This window comes from Geodermatophilus sp. SYSU D00697 (assembly GCF_054050175.1).
This window is the reverse complement of the sequence record NZ_JBJGYV010000012.1, coordinates 48,644-65,342: the sequence shown is the minus strand read 5'-3', so window position 1 is coordinate 65,342 and position 16,699 is coordinate 48,644. Positions and strand designations below refer to the sequence as shown.

Genomic DNA, 16,699 nt, shown 5'->3' with positions numbered 1-16,699 from the left:
GGCAGGGCTCGTGCCGCCGAGGGTCGACTGCACACCGGCACCACGCCGGTCGCGCCGTCCCGGCGCCACGGACCGAGGGAGCACCGTGAACGAGACCCATGTCACCGTCGTCGGCAACGTCGTCGACTCACCCCGCCGTTTCAGTCCCGACGGCGGCAACCCCGTCACCAACTTCCGCATGGCCTCCACCCAGCGGCGCTTCGACAGCCGGACCCAGGAGTTCGTCGACGGCACCACCTTCTGGGTCGACGTCGAGTGCTGGAACGAGCTGTCCGGCAACGTCTCCGGCAGCGTCAGCAAGGGCGACCCCGTCATCGTCTACGGCACGCTGAGCACCCACAGCTGGGAGAGCGAGCACGGCCGGCGGAGCGTGCCGCGCATCCGGGCCACCGCCGTGGGGCCGAACCTCAACCGCGGGACGGCCCTGTTCAAGCGCAGCCGGCCGGCGCGGGCCGCCGACGAGGGAGCACCGCTGGTGCCGGGCCCGGCCGCCGCCGAGGCGGACACGTTCGCCGGCGATCCCGACACTCCGGTGCCCGGGCGGGACTACGTTGAGGCGGACGAGGCGTTGTACGACACGAACACCGGCGACCTCGCCAGGGAGCCCGCGCACGCCTAGTTGCCCGGGCTGGGAGGATCGACGGCGGGAACGCACGGGGGCGGGCCGGCAGGCAGCCGGCCCGCCCTCCACTCGCGAATCGACGGAAGGCCTGCGAAGCCCAGTGGCTCAGTACATCTACACCATGGTGCGTGCGCGCAAGGCGCACGGCGACAAGGTGATCCTGGACGACGTCACCCTGTCGTTCCTGCCCGGCGCCAAGATCGGCGTGCTCGGGCCGAACGGCGCCGGCAAGTCCACGGTCCTCCAGATCATGGCCGGTCTGCAGCAGCCCTCCAACGGCGACGTCATGCTCGCGCCCGGGGCCACGGTCGGCATCCTGCTGCAGGAGCCGCCGCTCAACGAGGAGCTCGACGTCCGCGGCAATGTCGAGGAGGCGGTCAAGCCCCTCCGCGACGCGCTGACCCGCTTCGAGGAGGTCAGCGCGGCGATGGGGGAGCCCGACGCCGACTTCGACGCGCTCCTCGGCGAGCAGGGCGAGCTCATGGAGTTCATCGAGAACCACGACGGCTGGGAGCTCGACGCCCGCATCGAGCAGGCGATGGACGCGCTGCGCTGCCCGCCCGGCGACGCCGACGTCACGGTCCTCTCCGGCGGTGAGCGCCGCCGCGTGGCGCTGTGCAAGCTGCTGCTGGAGGCGCCGGACCTGCTGCTGCTCGACGAGCCCACCAACCACCTCGACGCCGAGAGCGTGGCCTGGCTGGAGCAGCACCTGGAGAAGTACGCCGGCACCGTCGTCGCCGTCACCCACGACCGGTACTTCCTCGACAACGTCGCCCAGTGGATCCTCGAGCTCGACCGGGGGCGGGCCTACCCCTACGAGGGCAACTACTCGACCTACCTCGAGACCAAGGCCGCCCGCCTCAAGGTCGAGGGCGCCAAGGACGCCAAGCGCCAGAAGCGCCTCAAGGAGGAGCTGGAGTGGGTGCGGTCGGGCGCCAAGGCGCGCCAGGCCAAGAGCAAGGCCCGCCTCCAGCGTTACGAGGAGATGGCGGCCGAGGCCGACAAGTACCGCAAGCTGGACTTCGAGGAGATCCAGATCCCGCCGGGTCCGCGGCTGGGCAACGTCGTCGTGGAGACCCGGGACCTCACCAAGGGCTTCGGCGACCGCGTCCTCATCGACGACCTGTCCTTCACCCTCCCGCGCAACGGCATCGTCGGGGTCGTCGGCCCCAACGGCGTCGGCAAGACCACGCTGTTCAAGATGCTGGTCGGCGAGGAGAAGCCGGACGACGGCGAGATCAAGGTCGGCGAGACGGTCAAGCTCTCCTACGTCGAGCAGAACCGCAGCGGCATCGACCCCAAGAAGACGCTGTGGGAGGTCGTCTCCGACGGCCTGGACCACATCCAGGTCGGCAATGTCGAGATGCCCTCGCGGGCCTACGTCGCGGCGTTCGGGTTCAAGGGCCCGGACCAGCAGAAGCCGGCCGGCGTGCTGTCCGGCGGTGAGCGCAACCGCCTCAACCTCGCCCTGACCCTCAAGCAGGGCGGCAACCTGCTGCTGCTCGACGAGCCGACCAACGACCTCGACACCGAGACGCTGACCAGCCTGGAGTCCGCGCTGCTGGAGTTCCCCGGCTGTGCCGTGGTCGTCAGCCACGACCGGTGGTTCCTCGACCGCGTGGCGACGCACATCCTCGCCTACGAGGGTGAGTCGAAGTGGTTCTGGTACGAGGGCAACTTCGCCGACTACGAGAAGAACAAGGTCGAGCGGCTCGGGCCCGAGGCGGCGCGTCCGCACCGCGCGACGTACCGGAAGCTCGCCCGGGACTGAAGAAGGGCCCCGCTGCCCCCCACGCCTCGCAGGCTCGGCGCGGGACCCTGCAGCGGGGCCGTTGCGGCACCTCACCAACGGCCGACCGGAGCACCCGCTCCGGCCGGCCGTCGGCGTCTGCGCGGGGGGCGGTGACCGTCCCCGCCGGCCGTACGGCAGGGTGGCGGCCGTGCGGTACACGGTGCAGGTCCCGATGCGCTGGTCGGACATGGACGCCTACGGCCACGTCAACAACGTCGTGTTCCTGCAGTACTTCGAGATGGCCCGCGTCGACCTGTTCTTCGAGCGGGCATCGCTGGAGGAGCGGACCGGCCTGCGCCGCGGGACCGTCGTCGCCGCCCACGACATCCAGTACAAGCGGCCGGTCGTCTACTCCTCCCGGCCGCTCGACGTGCAGATCTGGGTCTCCGGCCTGCGCGCCGCCGCCTTCACCTGCCACTACGAGCTGTTCGACCACGAGCAGCTGGCGGTCACCGGCAGCACGCTCCTGGTCCCCTTCGACTTCTCGCTGGACCGGCCGCGCCGGCTCACCCCGGAGGAGAAGGACTTCCTCGTCCGCTGGACCGACGAGCAGCCGCAGGCCTGACGAGGACCCCGCGTCTCAGCGGACGGCCGGGGCCTGCCCCCCGCTCAGCGGACGGCCGGGGCCTGCCCCCCGCTCAGCGGACGGCCGGGGCCTGCACCACGCCACCGCCGGCGTGCAGCCAGTCGCGCGGGGGAGCGGTCTCGACCACCCGCTTGCCGAGGGGGAACAGCCCGACGGCGGCCAGCTTGAACGACGCGATCCCGAACGGGATGCCGATGATCGTCAGGCAGAAGCCGATGCCGCTGACGATGTGGATCAGGGCGAGCCACCACCCGGCGACCAGGAACCAGACCACGTTGCCCACGGCCGAGGCCACGCCGGCACCCGGCGCCGGCACGGTGGTCCGGCCGAACGGCCAGACGACGAAGCCGGCCAGCCGGAAGGCGGCGATGCCGAAGGGGATCGTCACGATCAGCAGGCAGGCGACCAGTCCGGCCAAGGCGTAGGCGAGGGCCAGGATCCAGCCCTGGAAGACCAGCCAGACCAGGTTGAGCAGTGTCCGCATGGTGTCCACGCCCGTTCCACGGGCCGGGCTCCCGCCCGGTTCCCCGCGGATCGTGGCGCTCTCCCACGGTGAGAGGAGGGCGACCACGCGTGACCCGGGCGCTCAGCTCCCGACGATCCGGGGAACGGGGCGGTCGGCGCCGGTGGGAGCCCCGCGGCGGGCCGCCTCCTCCTCGGAGAGCACCCGCACCGGCGCTCCCGGGGCGACCGCGGCCCCGGCGAACACCGCCGCGTTGATCCCGCCGCGGTGCACCATGGCCTTGACCAGCCGGGTCCCGGTCAGCCGCTCCAGGTGGCTGCAGGGCGGGCAGCGCTTCACACCGAACAGCAGCGCGTCGCCGACGGTGAACCAGTGGCCCACCAGCGAGGGCAGGTCGATCCCCGTCGTCACGAGGTTGCGGCGGGTGTCGCCGGGCGCCAGGTCGGCGCCCACCTCCGCCGCCACGGCTGCGACGTCGTCGGCGTCGATGAGCGTGAGCTGCTTCTCCAGGTCGGGGTAGTCCACCCACGTGCCGCCGCCCAGGGCGTAGCGATCGCCCTCCAGCCCGCGCCCGGCGAGCAGCCGGGCCGAGGACACCCGGCGCATCGGCGCGGCCGCCGTCCCGGTCAGCCAGATCTCGGCCAGCTCGCCCATCACGCCCTCCTCGGGGAGACCCGCCGTGGCGGGACGTCGTCGGCCCCGCGCGCGTCCAGCGCCTCGCTGAGCGTGTGCGCCAGCCGCAGCACGGAGATGAGCAGCGGCACCAGCATCCCGGCGCGCAGCCGCGGAGCGCCGCGGGCGGCCTGCGCCTCCCGGATCCGGGCCGCCTGCTCGGCCACGAGCGGGATGAACCGCAGCGTCATCGCGATCACCAGCCCCACCCGGGCCGGCCGCACTCCCACGAGGCGCAGTGGCCGGGCCAGCACCTCGACGACGGCCACGAGGGCGGTGACGCGGGTGGTCGCCGTGACCACCGCGGCGGCCAGCACCAGGGTCAGCAGGCGCAGCACGGCCGTGGCCCCGGTGAGGGCGTCGGTCACCAGCAGGTGGACGGCGAGCAGGGCGGCCAGCCAGATCCACACCGGGCGCACCTGGGCCCACAGCACCCCGGCCGGGAGCCGCGCCACGAGCAGCCCCACGACGAGCACCGCCGCCAGGGCCGCGGCCAGCACGTCGAGCCGGGAGGCCACGAACAGCCCGACGCCGAGGCCGGCCAGGACCGCCAGCTTCAGGCCCGCCGGCGCCCGGTGGACCGGGCTGGTGCCCGGGAGGTACAGCGACAGCATCAGCCCATCCTGGCCACGTACCAGGGCACCGTCTCGGCGGGCGTCCCGTCGGCGACCACCCGGCCGTCGTCGAACACCAGCACCCGGTCGAACCCGGCCAGCAGGTCCAGGTGGTGGGTGACCACGACGACGTCCTGCTCGAGCTCGGTGATGACCCGGGCCACCCGCCGGGTGTTGGCCAGGTCCAGCAGCGTCGTCGGCTCGTCGAAGACCACGCGTTCCGGGCGCATCACCAGCACCCCGGCGATGGCCAGCAGCTGCTTCTGCCCGCCGGAGAGCAGGTGCGCCGGGTGGTCGCGGTGGCCGTCGAGGTCGTAGCGCGCGAGGACGTCGTCCACCCGGCGGGCGATCTCGTCGGGGGGCACGCCCTGGTTGGTCAGCCCGAACGCGACGTCCTCCGCGACGGTGGGGTGCACGATCTGCGCGTCGGGGTCCTGGAAGACGAAGCCCACCCGGCGGCGCACGTCCCGGACCCGGGTCCTGGTGTCCAGGCCGTCGACCAGCACGGTGCCGGCCGTCGGTACGACCAGTCCGTTGAGCAGCCGCGCGAAGGTGCTCTTGCCCGAGCCGTTGGCGCCGATGACGCCGACCCGCGACTCGGTCAGGGTCAGCGAGACGTCGCTCAGCACGGTCCGCTCGCCGTAGGCGTGGCCGACCTCGCGGAGCTCGATCGCCGTGCGCGGGAGGGTCGCCGCGGGCGCAGTCTGCGCGCTCCGCCGTCCCCAGCGCACGCGTCAGCCGGCGGTCGCGCGCCGGCCGGGCAGCTCGATCACCGGGTAGGCGCGGCGGACCGCCACCGCCACCACCGACGCCGCGACCGCCTTGACCACGTCACCGGGGATGAACGCCAGGGAGCCGGTGAACGACACCGAGAGCGGGACGTCGCCGTAGAGGCTGGTGAAGGGGATGCCGATGGCGTAGATGACGACCACCCCGCCGACCAGGTTGGCGACCAGCGCCCAGGCGAGGTTCAGCCGCCGCCAGAACAGCTGGGTGAGCAGCCCGACGACGAAGGCCGCGACCGGCCAGCTGTACAGGTAGCCGGCGGTCGGCCCGACGAAGACGCCCAGGCCCCCGCGACCGCCCGACAGCACCGGGGCGCCGACGGCGACCACCGCCAGGAAGACCAGCAGGGCCAGCCCGCCCCGCTTGGCGCCCAGCACCGAGCCGGCCAGCATCACGCCGAGGGTCTGCGCGGTGATCGGGACCGGGATGCCGGGGACGGGCACCGGCGGGAGCAGCCCGAGCACGGCCGTGATCGCCGCGAACAGGGCGACGTAGGCGAGATCCCTGGTCTTCACGGCGGTCTCCTCCTGACGGCGGCGGATCGGTGGGGCGCTCGGGTCCCCGCGGAACGTACCCGGCCGGCCGGCCGCCGTCCCCGCCCGGTCTCCTGCCCGCGCTCCCACGTCACGGCGTCGTCGGGACCCGGTCCGGCGGGTCTCGAACCGGTCGCCGTCGGTGTCTGCGCGCTCACCTGCAGATACGCGGGCCGGTTTGCCGGGCCTGCCCCAGGCGTGTTGTCTGGAGTTCCTGAGCCCCCTCGGCAAGGCGGAACAAGGCATGGCAAGCGGGTGGTGGGCGTCGCTGTGGCCGTGGGGACGCCCCGCACCGCACGAGCTCGCCGCGGACCCTCCGCAGCACCCCGATCGGGATCCCGGCGACGGGGCCCGGCCGGAGCGGACACCGCCGCCGTCCCTGCCGCCCGCCGTCGACGAGGAGGCCGCGCACCGCGCTCCGGCCGGTGCGACACGCGTCGAGGTGGCACCGGAGCCGCCCCGGCACACCGCACGCCGACAGACGCCCGGCTCGTCCGGTCGACCGGGGTCGCCCCCCGACCCGGTCCGCAGCACCCCGTTGCGGCCCCCCCACGAGACGACAGGAGCCCCATCCGTGGCACAGCTCGACAACGTCATCGCCGACCTGCTCGCGATCGAGGGCGCCAGCGGCGCCGCCATCGTCGACATCGACAGCGGCATGGCCCTCGCGGCCGGCGGCACGCCCGGGTTCGACCTCAACGTCGCGGCCGCCGGGAACTCGAACGTGGTGCGTGCGAAGCTGCGCACCATCCAGGACCTCGAGCTGAAGGACGAGATCGAGGACGTCCTGATCACGCTGCAGAACCAGTACCACCTGATCAACGTGCTCAAGGGGCAGGGCAACGCCGGCCTGTTCATCTACCTCGTGCTCAACCGCATGACCACCAACCTCGCCCTGGCGCGGCACAAGCTGCGCGCCGTCGCGGGCACCGTCAGCGTCTGACGGCGGGCGGTGCCGCCGGGCCCGAGGGCACGGCGGCACCGCCGGCCGTCGTCGTCAGCTCTCCTGCGGGGGCCGGCCTCAGGCGGCGGCGGTGGCGGCCTCGACGATCCGCTCGCGCACGGCCTCGACGGCGAGTTCACCGGTGTCGATCCAGCGGGTGACGCGGCCGTCGGCCACGATGGCGACCCGGTCGCAGAAGTCGGCCAGCTCGTCGGGGTCCACCGACACCACGACCACCGAGGTCCCGTGCGCGGTCGCCTCGTCGAGCAGCTGCCGCACCTGCTGGCGGGCGCGGACGTCGAGGCCGCGGGTGGGCTCGTGCAGCACGACGACGTCCCGGGCCGAGGCCATCCACCGGGCCAGCGCGAGCTTGTGCTGGTCGCCGCCGGACAGGGCGCCGAAGACGGTGCGGATGCTCATCGTCTTGACGTCGAGCTGGTGCACCGTCTTGATCACGCTGCGCAGCGTGGCGATCTCCTTGCGCAGGTCGGTCAGCGTGCCCCAGGCCTCCTGGGTGAGGGTGCGGGCGATCGTCTCGCGGGGGTCGACCCCGTAGGCGTCGTCGTCGGGCCGGTAGGCGGGCAGCCGCAGGGCGGCGACGTCCGCGGAGGGGTCCAGCGTGCGCGGCTCACCGTGCAGCACCGCCTCGTCGCTGAGCGCCGGCAGCTCTCCGCTCAGGGCCCCGGCGATCTCGCGGACGCCGGAGGTGCGCTGCCCGGTCAGCCCGACCACCTCGCCCCGGCGCAGCAGGAGGTCCACGCCCTGGACCCGGCCGGGGACCCGCAGGTTGCGGACCCGCAGGGCCACCTCCTCGGACGGCGCCGGCCGGGCCGGTGCGGGGGCCGGGGCGTCGTCCGGCTGCGTCGGGGGAGGAGTCGCGGACTCGCGGCGCACCGGCAGGGACACCGGTCCGCCGACCGTCTCCGCGGCCAGCCGGACCGGGTCCAGGGACGCGCTCGGGCTGTCGAGGGCGATCCGCCCCTCCCGGAGCACCAGCACCCGGTCGACCACCTCGAGCATCTCGGGCAGCCGGTGGCTGATGTAGAGCACGCCGCGCCCCTGCTTGCTCAACTGGCCGGCCACGGCGTGCAGCCGGGTGACCTCCGAGGGCAGCAGCACCGCCGAGACCTCGTCGAGCACGACCAGCCGGGTGTCCTCGGCCAGCACGCGAGCGGTCTCCACCAGGGGGTGCACGAAGTGCGGCAGGTCCCCGACGAGGGTGTCGGGGTCGACGTCGAGGTCGACCTCGGTGAGCAGGGCCCGGGCCGGCCGGCGCAGCTCCGCCTGGGGGCGCCCCCCCTGCGCCGTGCCGCGGAACACGGCCTGGGCCACGGTCAGCCCGGGGTCGATGCGGACCAGCTGCTCGACGACCCCGACGCCGACGTGGCGGGCGTCCGCCGCCGACAGCGGGGCATAGGGGTGGTCCAGCAGCGTCATCACGCCGGCGTCGGCGGGGGTGATCCCGGCGACGATGTCGCCGAGGGTCGACTTGCCCGCGCCGTTGGTGCCGACCAACCCGACGATCTCGCCCTCGGCGATCTCGAAGGAGACCTCCCGCAGGACGCGCCGGCCCCCGAAGGACTTCCTCAAGCCCTCGACCTGCAGCAGCGGCATGGGCGGGCGGCCTCCCCGTCAGGGTCCCCGACCACGGGGTCGGTCGATCGTCGTGTCAGCGTCCCCCGCGACGCTTCGTCACCGGTCCGATGCTACCCGCGCACGGGGGTGGCGCCTGCCGAACCCGGAGGCCGGGAGACGCCCCAGGGTCCTGCCCGCTCAGGCCCGCAGCCACACCGCCGCGTCGTCGGGCAGCGTCCCGGCCGCCACGTCGGCGCTGGCCAGCAGCACCTGGCCCTCGGGCAGCGGGACGGCGGCCCCGGAGACGTTGAGCAGGCACACCAGGCCGCCCGGACGGCGGAACGCGAGGCAGCCCCCCGGTGCGGGGAGCCACTCCAGCGTCTCGCCCGCGAACGCGTCGGACTCCCGCCGCAGGCGCAGCGCCGTCCGGTACAGCGACAGCACCGAACCGGCGTCGGCGTCCTGCGCTGCCGCGGTCAGCGCGCCCCACCCCTCGGGCATCGGCAGCCAGGTGTCCCGGCGGGTGCTGAACCCGTAGGAGGGCTCGGTGCCCGACCACGGCACCGGGATGCGGCACGCGTCCCGCCCCCGCTCGGCGTGGCCCGAGCGCGCCCAGATCGGGTCCTGCAGGGCCTCGTCGGGCAGGTCGACGTCGGGCATGCCCAGCTCGTCGCCGTTGTAGAGGTAGGCCGCCCCGGGCAGCGCGAGCTGGAGCAGCGCCGCGGCCCGCGCCCGGCGGGTGCCGAGCTCCCCGCCGCCGTAGCGGGTGACGTGGCGCGGGCGGTCGTGGTTGGACAGCACCCAGCAGGCCGGCGCCGGGGTGCCCTCGACCGTGGCCAGGGAGTGGACGACGGCATCCCGGAGCTCCTCGGCGGTCCAGTCGGCCGTGAGCAGCTTGAAGTTGAACGCCAGCTGCAGCTCGTCGGGGCGCAGGTACCGCGCCAGCCGGTCGTCGTCGGAGACCCACACCTCTCCCACGGCCATGGTGCCGGGGTACTGGTCGAGCACCGCCCGGATCCGCCGGTGCACGTCGTGCACGCCGTCGTCGTCGAACCGGTGGTCCCCGGGGCCGTGGTCGTCGAGCAGGCCGGTGTCCTCCATCGGCTGCATGTCCGGCAGGCCCTCGGGCTTGGCCATGCCGTGGGCGACGTCGATGCGGAACCCGTCGACGCCGCGGTCGAGCCAGAACCGCATCGTCGTCTCGAGGTCGGCGAGGACCTCGGGGTTGGTGAAGTCCAGGTCCGGCTGCTCGGGCGCGAAGATGTGCAGGTACCACTGGCCGTCGGGCACCCGCGTCCACGCGGGGCCGCCGAACACCGACGGCCAGTTGTTCGGCGGCTGGGCGCCGTCCGGGCCGCGACCGTCGCGGAAGACGTAGCGGGCCCGCTCCGGCGACCCGGGGCCGGCGGCCAGCGCCGCCTCGAACCACTCGTGCTGGTGGGAGCTGTGGTTGGGGACCAGGTCGATGGTCACCCGGATGCCCGCGGAGTGCGCCTCGGCCAGCAGGGCGTCGAACTCCGCGAGGTCGCCGAAGGCGGGCTCGACGTCGCGCGGGTCGGCGACGTCGTAGCCGTGGTCGGCCATGGGGGAGGGGTAGAACGGCGTGATCCACAGCGCGTCCACGCCGAGCTCGACCAGGTGCGGCAGCCGCGACCGGATGCCGGCCAGGTCGCCGACGCCGTCGCCGTTCCCGTCGGCGAAGCTGCGGATGTAGACCTGGTAGAAGACGGCGTCCCGCCACCAGTCGGCGTCGGTGCGGCGGGAGGTGGGAGCAGGGCTCACCGGGCTCCTCAGGGGGAAGGACCTCGGCCCCCTCACCCCTCGCACGCTCGGGGTGGGCCTCGGGCCGAGGCCGGTGGACATCGGGAACCGCTCGCCTCAGGCGAGCGACAGGTCTCCGGGCGCGTCGTCGGGCCAGCGGTTCTGCATGCTGCGCGCAGCCATCTCCAGGTAACCCCAGAGCGTGGCGTCCTGCTCGGCGGACAGCTCCAGGGAGTCCACGGCGTCGCGCATGTGCGCCAGCCACGCGTCGCGCTCGGCCGGGCCGATGGCGAAGGGGGCGTGCCGCATGCGCAGCCGCGGGTGGCCGCGCTGCTGCGAGTAGGTGGTGGGGCCGCCCCAGTACTGCTCCAGGAACCCGCGCAGGCGGGCCTCCGCACCCTCCCAGTCGTCCTGGGGGTACAGCGGCGCGAGCACCGGGTCGGTGCGGACCCCGGCGTAGAAGCGCGCCACGAGCCGCTCGAAGGTCGGCGCGCCGCCGACCTCCTCGTAGAAGGTCCGCGCCGAGGGCAGGGAACGGCTCATGACGTCGATCGTCCCGCAGCCGCGGTGGCTGCTGCCACGTGACCCTGGGTACGTCCGTAGGCCACCAGCGGCTGGACGACGGCGACCAGCCCGACCCCCCCGATGAGCGCCACGACCGCGCCCGGCGACAGGCCCTCGGCGGCGAAGCCGGCGGCGAGCACGCCCAGCCCCTGCACGCCGTACAGCCCGCTGACCGCCACCCCGAAGGCCCGGCCGCGGAAGGCCTGCGGCACCGCCTGCACGAAGGCGACGTTGAGCGGGATCCCCCAGGCCGCGCCGAGGCCGGCCACGAACATCAGCGCGACGACGAGGAGGTAGGCCCCGCGTCCCGGGTCGGCCCACAGCGCGACCAGCCCGGCCAGCGCGACCGGCGCCAGGGACAGCACGACCAGCCCCGGCACCAGGCGCTCCCGACGGTCCTGGGTGACCGCGCGGGCGATGAGCAGCCCGCCGACGGTGACCCCGAGCGGGTTGGCCGCGAGCAGCAGACCGACCTGGGTGGCCCCCTGGCCGAGCTGGTCGACCAGCGGCGCGGCGACGCCCTCGGCCGCGTTGGCGAACAGGGTGCCGATCCAGGTCAGCCCGATGATGGCGCGCAGCCGAGGCGTCCGGCCGATCAGCCGCAGCCCCTCGGCCGCGTCCCGCCAGACCGACCGCGGCCGGTCCTCCCCGGGCGTGCCGGCGTCCGGAGCCGGACGGCGCTCCAGCCGCGCCCACAGCCACACCGCGGAGACGACGAAGGTCGCGGCGTCGAGCAGCAGCACCGTCGACGGGGAGAGCACCGCCACCAGGGCGCCGGCGAGCGCGAACCCGACCACCTGGGACACCTGGCCGGCGACGTTGGTGAGGGACGTGGCCACGGCGTAGCGGTCGCCGTCCAGGACGTCGGCCATGAGCGCGGAGCGGGCGGACTCGAACGGTGGTGCGCCCAGGGCCACCAGGAGCAGCAGCGCCAGCAGCACGGGCAGCGGGGTGCCGGGGACCGCCATGCCGGCGACCAGCAGGGCGCGGGCGACGTCGGTCGCGATGAGGACGCGGTGTCGGGGGAACCGGTCGGCGAGGGTGGACAGGAGCGGGCCGCCGAGCAGCCACGGCAGATAGCTGATGCCGAAGGTGATCGCCGACAGCAGCGGGGAGGAGGTGCGCTGGTAGACCAGGACGGTCAGCGCCACGCGGGCCAGTTCGTCGCCGATCGTCGACAGCAGGTAGCTGCCGAACAGCGGCCGGTACTCCGGCACGGCGAAGACCTCGCGGAAGGTCGCCGGACGGGACGGACTGCCGCCGGCCGGGCCCCCGCCCGCCGGCGCACCCCCGGTCAGGGGGCCCCCGCCCCGGCGCCGGACACCGCGCCCAGCAGCGGCAGCGGGGTCTTGATGCCCTCGAGCACGAAGCGCTCCTGGAGCCGCATGCGCAGCTCGCGGCCGACGCGCCACTGGTCGGCGCTGGTGCTGCGCACCTGCAGTCGCATGACGACGCCCTCCGCGGTGATCTGCTCGGCACCGAGGGACTCGGGGGCGGCCAGGAGCGCCGGTGCCCACTCGGCCTCGGCGTACATCTCGTCGGCCACCTCCTGCATGACGGTGCGGCAGCGGTCCAGGTCGGTGTCGTGGGCGACCGGCATGTCGATGACCACCTGGGCGAAGCCCTGGCTCTTGTTGCCCACGCGCAGGATCTCGCCGTTGCGGGCGTACCAGACGACCCCGTTGACGTCCCGCAGCCGCGTGATGCGCAGCCCCACGGCCTCCACGGTGCCGTTGACCTCGCCGAGGTCGACGACGTCCCCGACGCCGTACTGGTCCTCCAGGATGATGCCGATCCCGGCGATGAAGTCCTTGACCAGGTTCTGCGCGCCGAAGCCCAGGGCCACGCCCACCACGCCGGCGCTGGCCAGGATGGGCGCCAGGTTGATGCCCAGCTCGCCGAGGACGAGCACCACGGCCATGCCGAGCACGACGATCGAGGAGAAACTGCGCAGCACCGACCCGATCGCCTCGGCGCGCTGGGTGCGCCGGGCGGCGATCTGCTCGACGGCATCGCCGAGCGCCGAGACGCGGGTGCGCCGGGTCCGCAGGATGGCCGGCACGGCGCCGCTGGCGGTGGAGTCGGTCAGCCGCCGGATGGCGCGGTGCGCCAGCGCCCGCACCAGCGTCGCGAGGACGACGATCAGCAGGATCTTGGCCGGCTTGGCGATGAGGGCCTGGGCGTTCTCGGCCAGCCAGTCCATCCCGAACCAGTCGTAGACCTTCTGGCAGAGCCAGTAGTCGGCGCAGTCGGGGACGGAGCCGGTCAGGCCGTCGTCGGCCGCGGCGAGCACGGAGGGTGACGCGTTCATCACGGGAAATACTCTCAGGTTCCCGGCCCGAGGGGCACCACCCGCGGCGGATCGGTCCGGCCCGGGAGCGTCGGCCACGATTCGGTAGCGGTTCCGACGGCCGTGTTGACGCGTGGTCGCCGCCGATCTGACGATCGCCGCCGACCATGCGTCGGGCGCGTGTCCGTCACGTGTCCGGCCCAGCAACACCGTGGAGGACCTGTGCGTCGTACGTGGATGGCCCTCGCCCTGGCGAGCACCGTGGTGCTCGCCGCCTGTGGGGGCGGGGACGAGGACTCCGGCGGTTCCGGTGGGGGCGGCGAGACCGGCCCCACCCAGATCCGGGTCGGCGCGATCCCGATCGTGGACGTCGCCGCGCTCTACCTCGGCATCGAGCAGGGCATCTTCGAGCAGCACGACCTCGAGGTCGAGCCGTTCCTCGCCCAGGGCGGCGCGGCGATCGTGCCCGCCGTCGTCAACGGGGAGGCCCAGTTCGGCTTCTCCAACATCACCAGCCTGCTGCAGGCCGAGGCCCGCGGTGTCCCGCTGGGCCTGGTCGCCCCGGGCCCCGGCGCGACCGGCAACGCCGAGGACGACTTCGCCGCCGTCGTCGTCCCGGCCGACAGCCCGATCCAGTCCGCGGCGGACCTCGCGGGCAAGCGGGTCGCGATCAACTCGATCAACAACATCAGCGACACCGTCGTCCGGGAGAGCGTGCGCCAGGCCGGCGGCGACCCCGAGGGCATCCAGTTCGTCGAGATCCCCTTCCCGGACATGCCGGCGGCGGTGAGCACCGGCCAGGTCGACGCGGCCTTCGCCGTGGAGCCGTCGGCGACGGTCGGGGAGAGCCAGGGCCTGCGGCGGGTGTCGGCTCCCTACACGGAGACCGACGACGACCTGACCGTGGCCGGGTACTTCACCTCCGACCAGTACGCGGCGGAGAACCCCGACGTGGTGCAGCGGTTCGCCGACGCCATGATCGAGGCCCAGGAGTACGCGCAGGCCAACCCCGACCAGGTGCGCGCGGTGCTGGGCACCTACACCCAGATCAGTCCCGAGATCGCCCAGCAGCTGACCCTGCCGACCTTCCAGAGCGAGATCAACCGCGAGTCGGTCGAGAAGCTGCTGGAGCTCGGTGAGCAGGACGGGATCATCGAGGGCGACGTCGAGCTGGACAACATCTTCGTCGAGAACTGAGAAAGGACCCCCTGCCCCCCGCCACTCGCGAGCTCGCGGCGGGACCCTGCAGGGGGCCGCCGACGGGCCGCGTCCCCTCCACCGCGGAGGGGGCGCGGCCCGCTGCCGTTCAGTCCTCGAGCCCGGTGTGGGCGGCGAGGAACGCCAGCTGGTCGGCGGCCAGCCCGACGGTGCGGCTCACGGCCCGGGCGCCGTGGCCGACCTCGGTCTCCCGGCGCAGCAGCACCGGCGCCGATGAGCTGGTCGCGTGCTGGAGCGCCGCGGCGAGCTTGCGGGCGTGCAGCGGGTCGACGCGGGTGTCGGACTCGAAGGTCGTGAACAGCACCGCGGGGTAGGCGGTGCCCTCGACGACCCGGTGGTAGGGGGAGTAGCCGAGCAACCAGCCCAGCTCGGTGGGGTCCTCGGCGGTGCCGTACTCGTCGTTCCAGGTCCGGCCGAGGCCGAAGCGCTCGTAGCGGACCATGTCCAGCAGCGGAGCGCTGCAGACGACGGCGGCGGCGAGGTCGGGCCGCTGGGTCAGGGTGGCCCCCACCAGCAGCCCCCCGTTGGAGCCGCCCATCACGGCCAGCTGCGGGTGCGTCGTCCAGCCCTCGGCGACCAGGTGCTCCCCGGCCGCGGCGAAGTCGTCGAACACGTTCTGCTTGTGCTCGCGCATCCCCGCCCGGTGCCACTGCTCGCCGTGCTCGGAGCCGCCGCGCAGGTTGGCCACCGCCCACACCCCGCCCGCGGCCACCCAGGCCAGCGCCTGTGCCGAGTAGGCCGGGGTGAGCGCGACGTTGAACCCGCCGTAGCCGTAGAGCACCGTGGGCCGCGGCCGGTCCGGCGTCCCGGTCCCGGAGACGACGAACAGGTGCACCGGCGTGCCGTCGGCCGAGGTCGCGTGGGTCTCCACGACGCGCACCGCGGGCACCTCGCCGGCCACCGGTGCCCGCTCCCAGGTGGTCAGCTCCTCGCGGGCGCCGGTCTCCCACCGGTACACCGACGGCGGGGTGGCGTGGTCGGTGTAGCCGATCCACGCGGTGGTCCCGCCCTCGGGCGGGGAGCTGACCCCGGAGATGCTGCCCGCGCCGGGCCGGGGGACCTCGGCGACGCGTCCGGACCCGTCCCCGGCCCACAGCGACAGCCGGTCGGTGGCGTCCACCGAGTGGACGGCCAGGACCTGCAGGTCGCCGTCCGCACCGTCGACGAGGGCGACGTCGGTCAGCACGGCGTCCTCCTGCTCGGGGACGACGTCCCGCCACGCCTCCGGCGCCCAGGTGCCCGGGTCCGCGGGGTCGGCGACGGCCAGCCGCCAGCGCGGGGTGCCGCGGTCGCTCATCAGCCAGAGCCGGCCGTCGCGGGCCACCCACGCCGCGGTCTGCGCGTCGACCCCCACCTGCAGCTCGCGCAGGACGCCGTCCCCGGCCAGGTCGGCCAGCCAGACGTCGTCCCGCGGAGCGGTGCCGACCGACGCGGAGACCACCAACCAGCGGCCGTCGCGGCTGGTGCGGGCACCGAAGTAGGTCGCGGGGTCGCTGCCCTCGCCGTGGACCAGCGCGTCGCCGTCCGGGTCGGTGCCCACCCGGTGGCGCCACACCCGCCGGTGGAACTGCTCCTCGCCGGCGGGGACGAGGTCGGGGGCCAGCCGGCGGACGTAGAACAGCTCCTCGCCGCCGGGCAACCAGGCGACCGGGGAGTACCGGCAGCGGTCGATCGGCCCGTCGAGCTGCTCGCCGGTGGCCACGTCGAGGACGTACAGCCGCGACTCCTCGTCGCCGCCGGTGGACAGCTGGTAGGCCAGCCGGTCGCCCTCCCAGGACGGCGACCACGCGTCGAGCGTGGTGGTGCCCGACGGGTCGATCGCCATCGGGTCGACCAGCACCCGGGTGCTGCCGTCGGGCTCGAGCACGCGGAGGACGGCGTGCTCCTGCCCGGGGTCGCGCCGCGTGGAGAAGGCGCGCCCGGAGCGCCAGACCGGGACGCCGACGGCGCCGGCGTGCACCAGCTCCTCCAGCCGGGCGGCGAACCGGTCGCGCAGCGGCAGGCCGGCCAGCGCCTCGGCGGTCAGGGCGTCCTGGGCCCCGGTCCAGGCGACCGTGCGGGCGTCGTCGGGGTCCTCGAGCCAGCGGTAGGGATCGGCGACGGGGTGGCCGTGGAGGTGCTCGACCAGGTCGAGCCGGGGGGCGTCGGGGTAGCGCACCCGGGTCACGGTATCGAGGCGCCCGGCTGCTCCCGGCAGCGCGGATGCGCTGTCGCAGGTCAGAATGGGGGCGCCCACGGGTCGCACAGCACCCGGCGCGCGGCCCCGGGCGCTCGGAGGTG

Annotated in this window: 16 protein-coding genes; 5 read left to right on the top strand and 11 right to left on the bottom strand. The window is 74.3% G+C overall.

Going from position 1 to position 16,699, the window contains the following annotated elements; all coding sequences use genetic code 11:
• Positions 1–85 precede the first annotated feature (85 nt).
• The 3 genes from ACI79C_RS12375 (at position 86) to ACI79C_RS12365 (ending at position 2,979) form a co-directional block, all read left to right on the top strand.
• Complete coding sequence (locus tag ACI79C_RS12375) at positions 86–619, top strand: single-stranded DNA-binding protein (RefSeq protein WP_456945953.1); 534 nt, start codon at positions 86–88, stop codon at positions 617–619.
• Positions 620–722: 103 nt separating this feature from the next.
• Positions 723–2,393: an energy-dependent translational throttle protein EttA gene (ettA, locus tag ACI79C_RS12370; protein ID WP_456945952.1), complete on the top strand. Its 1,671-nt coding sequence runs from the start codon at positions 723–725 to the stop codon at positions 2,391–2,393.
• A gap of 169 nt (positions 2,394–2,562) precedes the next feature.
• Complete coding sequence (locus ACI79C_RS12365) at positions 2,563–2,979, top strand: acyl-CoA thioesterase (protein WP_456945951.1); 417 nt, start codon at positions 2,563–2,565, stop codon at positions 2,977–2,979.
• Positions 2,980–3,052: 73 nt separating this feature from the next.
• Here ACI79C_RS12365 and ACI79C_RS12360 read toward each other — a convergent pair whose 3' ends face one another.
• From ACI79C_RS12360 to ACI79C_RS12340, 5 genes are all read right to left on the bottom strand, one after another.
• Positions 3,053–3,484 carry a YccF domain-containing protein gene (locus tag ACI79C_RS12360; RefSeq protein WP_456946038.1) on the bottom strand — a complete coding sequence of 144 codons (432 nt, stop codon included), beginning with the start codon at positions 3,482–3,484 and terminating at the stop codon, positions 3,053–3,055.
• A 102-nt stretch (positions 3,485–3,586) separates the two neighbouring features.
• Positions 3,587–4,117, bottom strand: coding sequence for an MOSC domain-containing protein (locus tag ACI79C_RS12355; RefSeq protein WP_456945950.1), 531 nt, complete (start codon positions 4,115–4,117; stop codon positions 3,587–3,589).
• Positions 4,117–4,749 (bottom strand): energy-coupling factor transporter transmembrane component T family protein, encoded by a 633-nt coding sequence (locus ACI79C_RS12350; RefSeq protein WP_456945949.1) that lies wholly within the window; start codon positions 4,747–4,749, stop codon positions 4,117–4,119. The genes ACI79C_RS12355 and ACI79C_RS12350 overlap by 1 nt, the downstream gene beginning before the upstream one ends.
• Entirely contained in the window at positions 4,749–5,480 is a 732-nt protein-coding gene (locus ACI79C_RS12345; protein WP_456945948.1) for an energy-coupling factor ABC transporter ATP-binding protein, read from the bottom strand. Before ACI79C_RS12345 ends, ACI79C_RS12350 begins: the two co-directional genes overlap by 1 nt.
• Positions 5,481–5,483: 3 nt before the next feature.
• On the bottom strand, positions 5,484–6,050 hold the full coding sequence (locus ACI79C_RS12340; RefSeq protein WP_456945947.1) for a biotin transporter BioY: 567 nt from the start codon (positions 6,048–6,050) through the stop codon (positions 5,484–5,486).
• Positions 6,051–6,642: 592 nt separating this feature from the next.
• Here ACI79C_RS12340 and ACI79C_RS12335 point away from each other — a divergent pair.
• Positions 6,643–7,011: a hypothetical protein gene (locus tag ACI79C_RS12335; protein ID WP_456945946.1), complete on the top strand. Its 369-nt coding sequence runs from the start codon at positions 6,643–6,645 to the stop codon at positions 7,009–7,011.
• 78 nt (positions 7,012–7,089) lie between these two features.
• On the opposite strand, the gene ACI79C_RS12330 is transcribed toward ACI79C_RS12335, so the two are convergent.
• From ACI79C_RS12330 to ACI79C_RS12310, 5 genes are all read right to left on the bottom strand, one after another.
• Positions 7,090–8,625 carry an ATP-binding cassette domain-containing protein gene (locus tag ACI79C_RS12330; protein ID WP_456945945.1) on the bottom strand — a complete coding sequence of 512 codons (1,536 nt, stop codon included), beginning with the start codon at positions 8,623–8,625 and terminating at the stop codon, positions 7,090–7,092.
• A 159-nt stretch (positions 8,626–8,784) separates the two neighbouring features.
• On the bottom strand, positions 8,785–10,368 hold the full coding sequence (locus ACI79C_RS12325) for a glycoside hydrolase family 13 protein (protein ID WP_456945944.1): 1,584 nt from the start codon (positions 10,366–10,368) through the stop codon (positions 8,785–8,787).
• A 96-nt stretch (positions 10,369–10,464) separates the two neighbouring features.
• Entirely contained in the window at positions 10,465–10,890 is a 426-nt protein-coding gene (locus tag ACI79C_RS12320) for a globin (RefSeq protein WP_456945943.1), read from the bottom strand.
• Entirely contained in the window at positions 10,887–12,128 is a 1,242-nt protein-coding gene (locus tag ACI79C_RS12315) for an MFS transporter (RefSeq protein ID WP_456945942.1), read from the bottom strand. Before ACI79C_RS12315 ends, ACI79C_RS12320 begins: the two co-directional genes overlap by 4 nt.
• A gap of 77 nt (positions 12,129–12,205) precedes the next feature.
• Positions 12,206–13,222: a mechanosensitive ion channel family protein gene (locus ACI79C_RS12310; RefSeq protein WP_456945941.1), complete on the bottom strand. Its 1,017-nt coding sequence runs from the start codon at positions 13,220–13,222 to the stop codon at positions 12,206–12,208.
• Positions 13,223–13,438: 216 nt separating this feature from the next.
• Here ACI79C_RS12310 and ACI79C_RS12305 point away from each other — a divergent pair, with 216 nt between their 5' ends.
• Complete coding sequence (locus tag ACI79C_RS12305) at positions 13,439–14,398, top strand: ABC transporter substrate-binding protein (protein ID WP_456945940.1); 960 nt, start codon at positions 13,439–13,441, stop codon at positions 14,396–14,398.
• A gap of 109 nt (positions 14,399–14,507) precedes the next feature.
• Here ACI79C_RS12305 and ACI79C_RS12300 read toward each other — a convergent pair whose 3' ends face one another.
• Entirely contained in the window at positions 14,508–16,577 is a 2,070-nt protein-coding gene (locus ACI79C_RS12300; protein WP_456945939.1) for a prolyl oligopeptidase family serine peptidase, read from the bottom strand.
• Between the last annotated feature and the right edge of the window lie 122 nt (positions 16,578–16,699).

Excerpts from the sequence above, each read along its gene's own strand:
- ACI79C_RS12355 (WP_456945950.1), bottom strand. The coding sequence starts at position 4,117 with ATGGGCGAGCTGGCCGAGATCTGGCTGACCGGGACGGCGGCCGCGCCG.
- ACI79C_RS12350 (WP_456945949.1), bottom strand. The coding sequence starts at position 4,749 with ATGCTGTCGCTGTACCTCCCGGGCACCAGCCCGGTCCACCGGGCGCCG.
- ACI79C_RS12310 (WP_456945941.1), bottom strand. The coding sequence starts at position 13,222 with ATGAACGCGTCACCCTCCGTGCTCGCCGCGGCCGACGACGGCCTGACC.
- ACI79C_RS12330 (WP_456945945.1), bottom strand. The coding sequence starts at position 8,625 with ATGCCGCTGCTGCAGGTCGAGGGCTTGAGGAAGTCCTTCGGGGGCCGG.
- ACI79C_RS12360 (WP_456946038.1), bottom strand. The coding sequence starts at position 3,484 with ATGCGGACACTGCTCAACCTGGTCTGGCTGGTCTTCCAGGGCTGGATC.
- ACI79C_RS12305 (WP_456945940.1), top strand. The coding sequence starts at position 13,439 with ATGGCCCTCGCCCTGGCGAGCACCGTGGTGCTCGCCGCCTGTGGGGGC.
- ACI79C_RS12320 (WP_456945943.1), bottom strand. The coding sequence starts at position 10,890 with ATGAGCCGTTCCCTGCCCTCGGCGCGGACCTTCTACGAGGAGGTCGGC.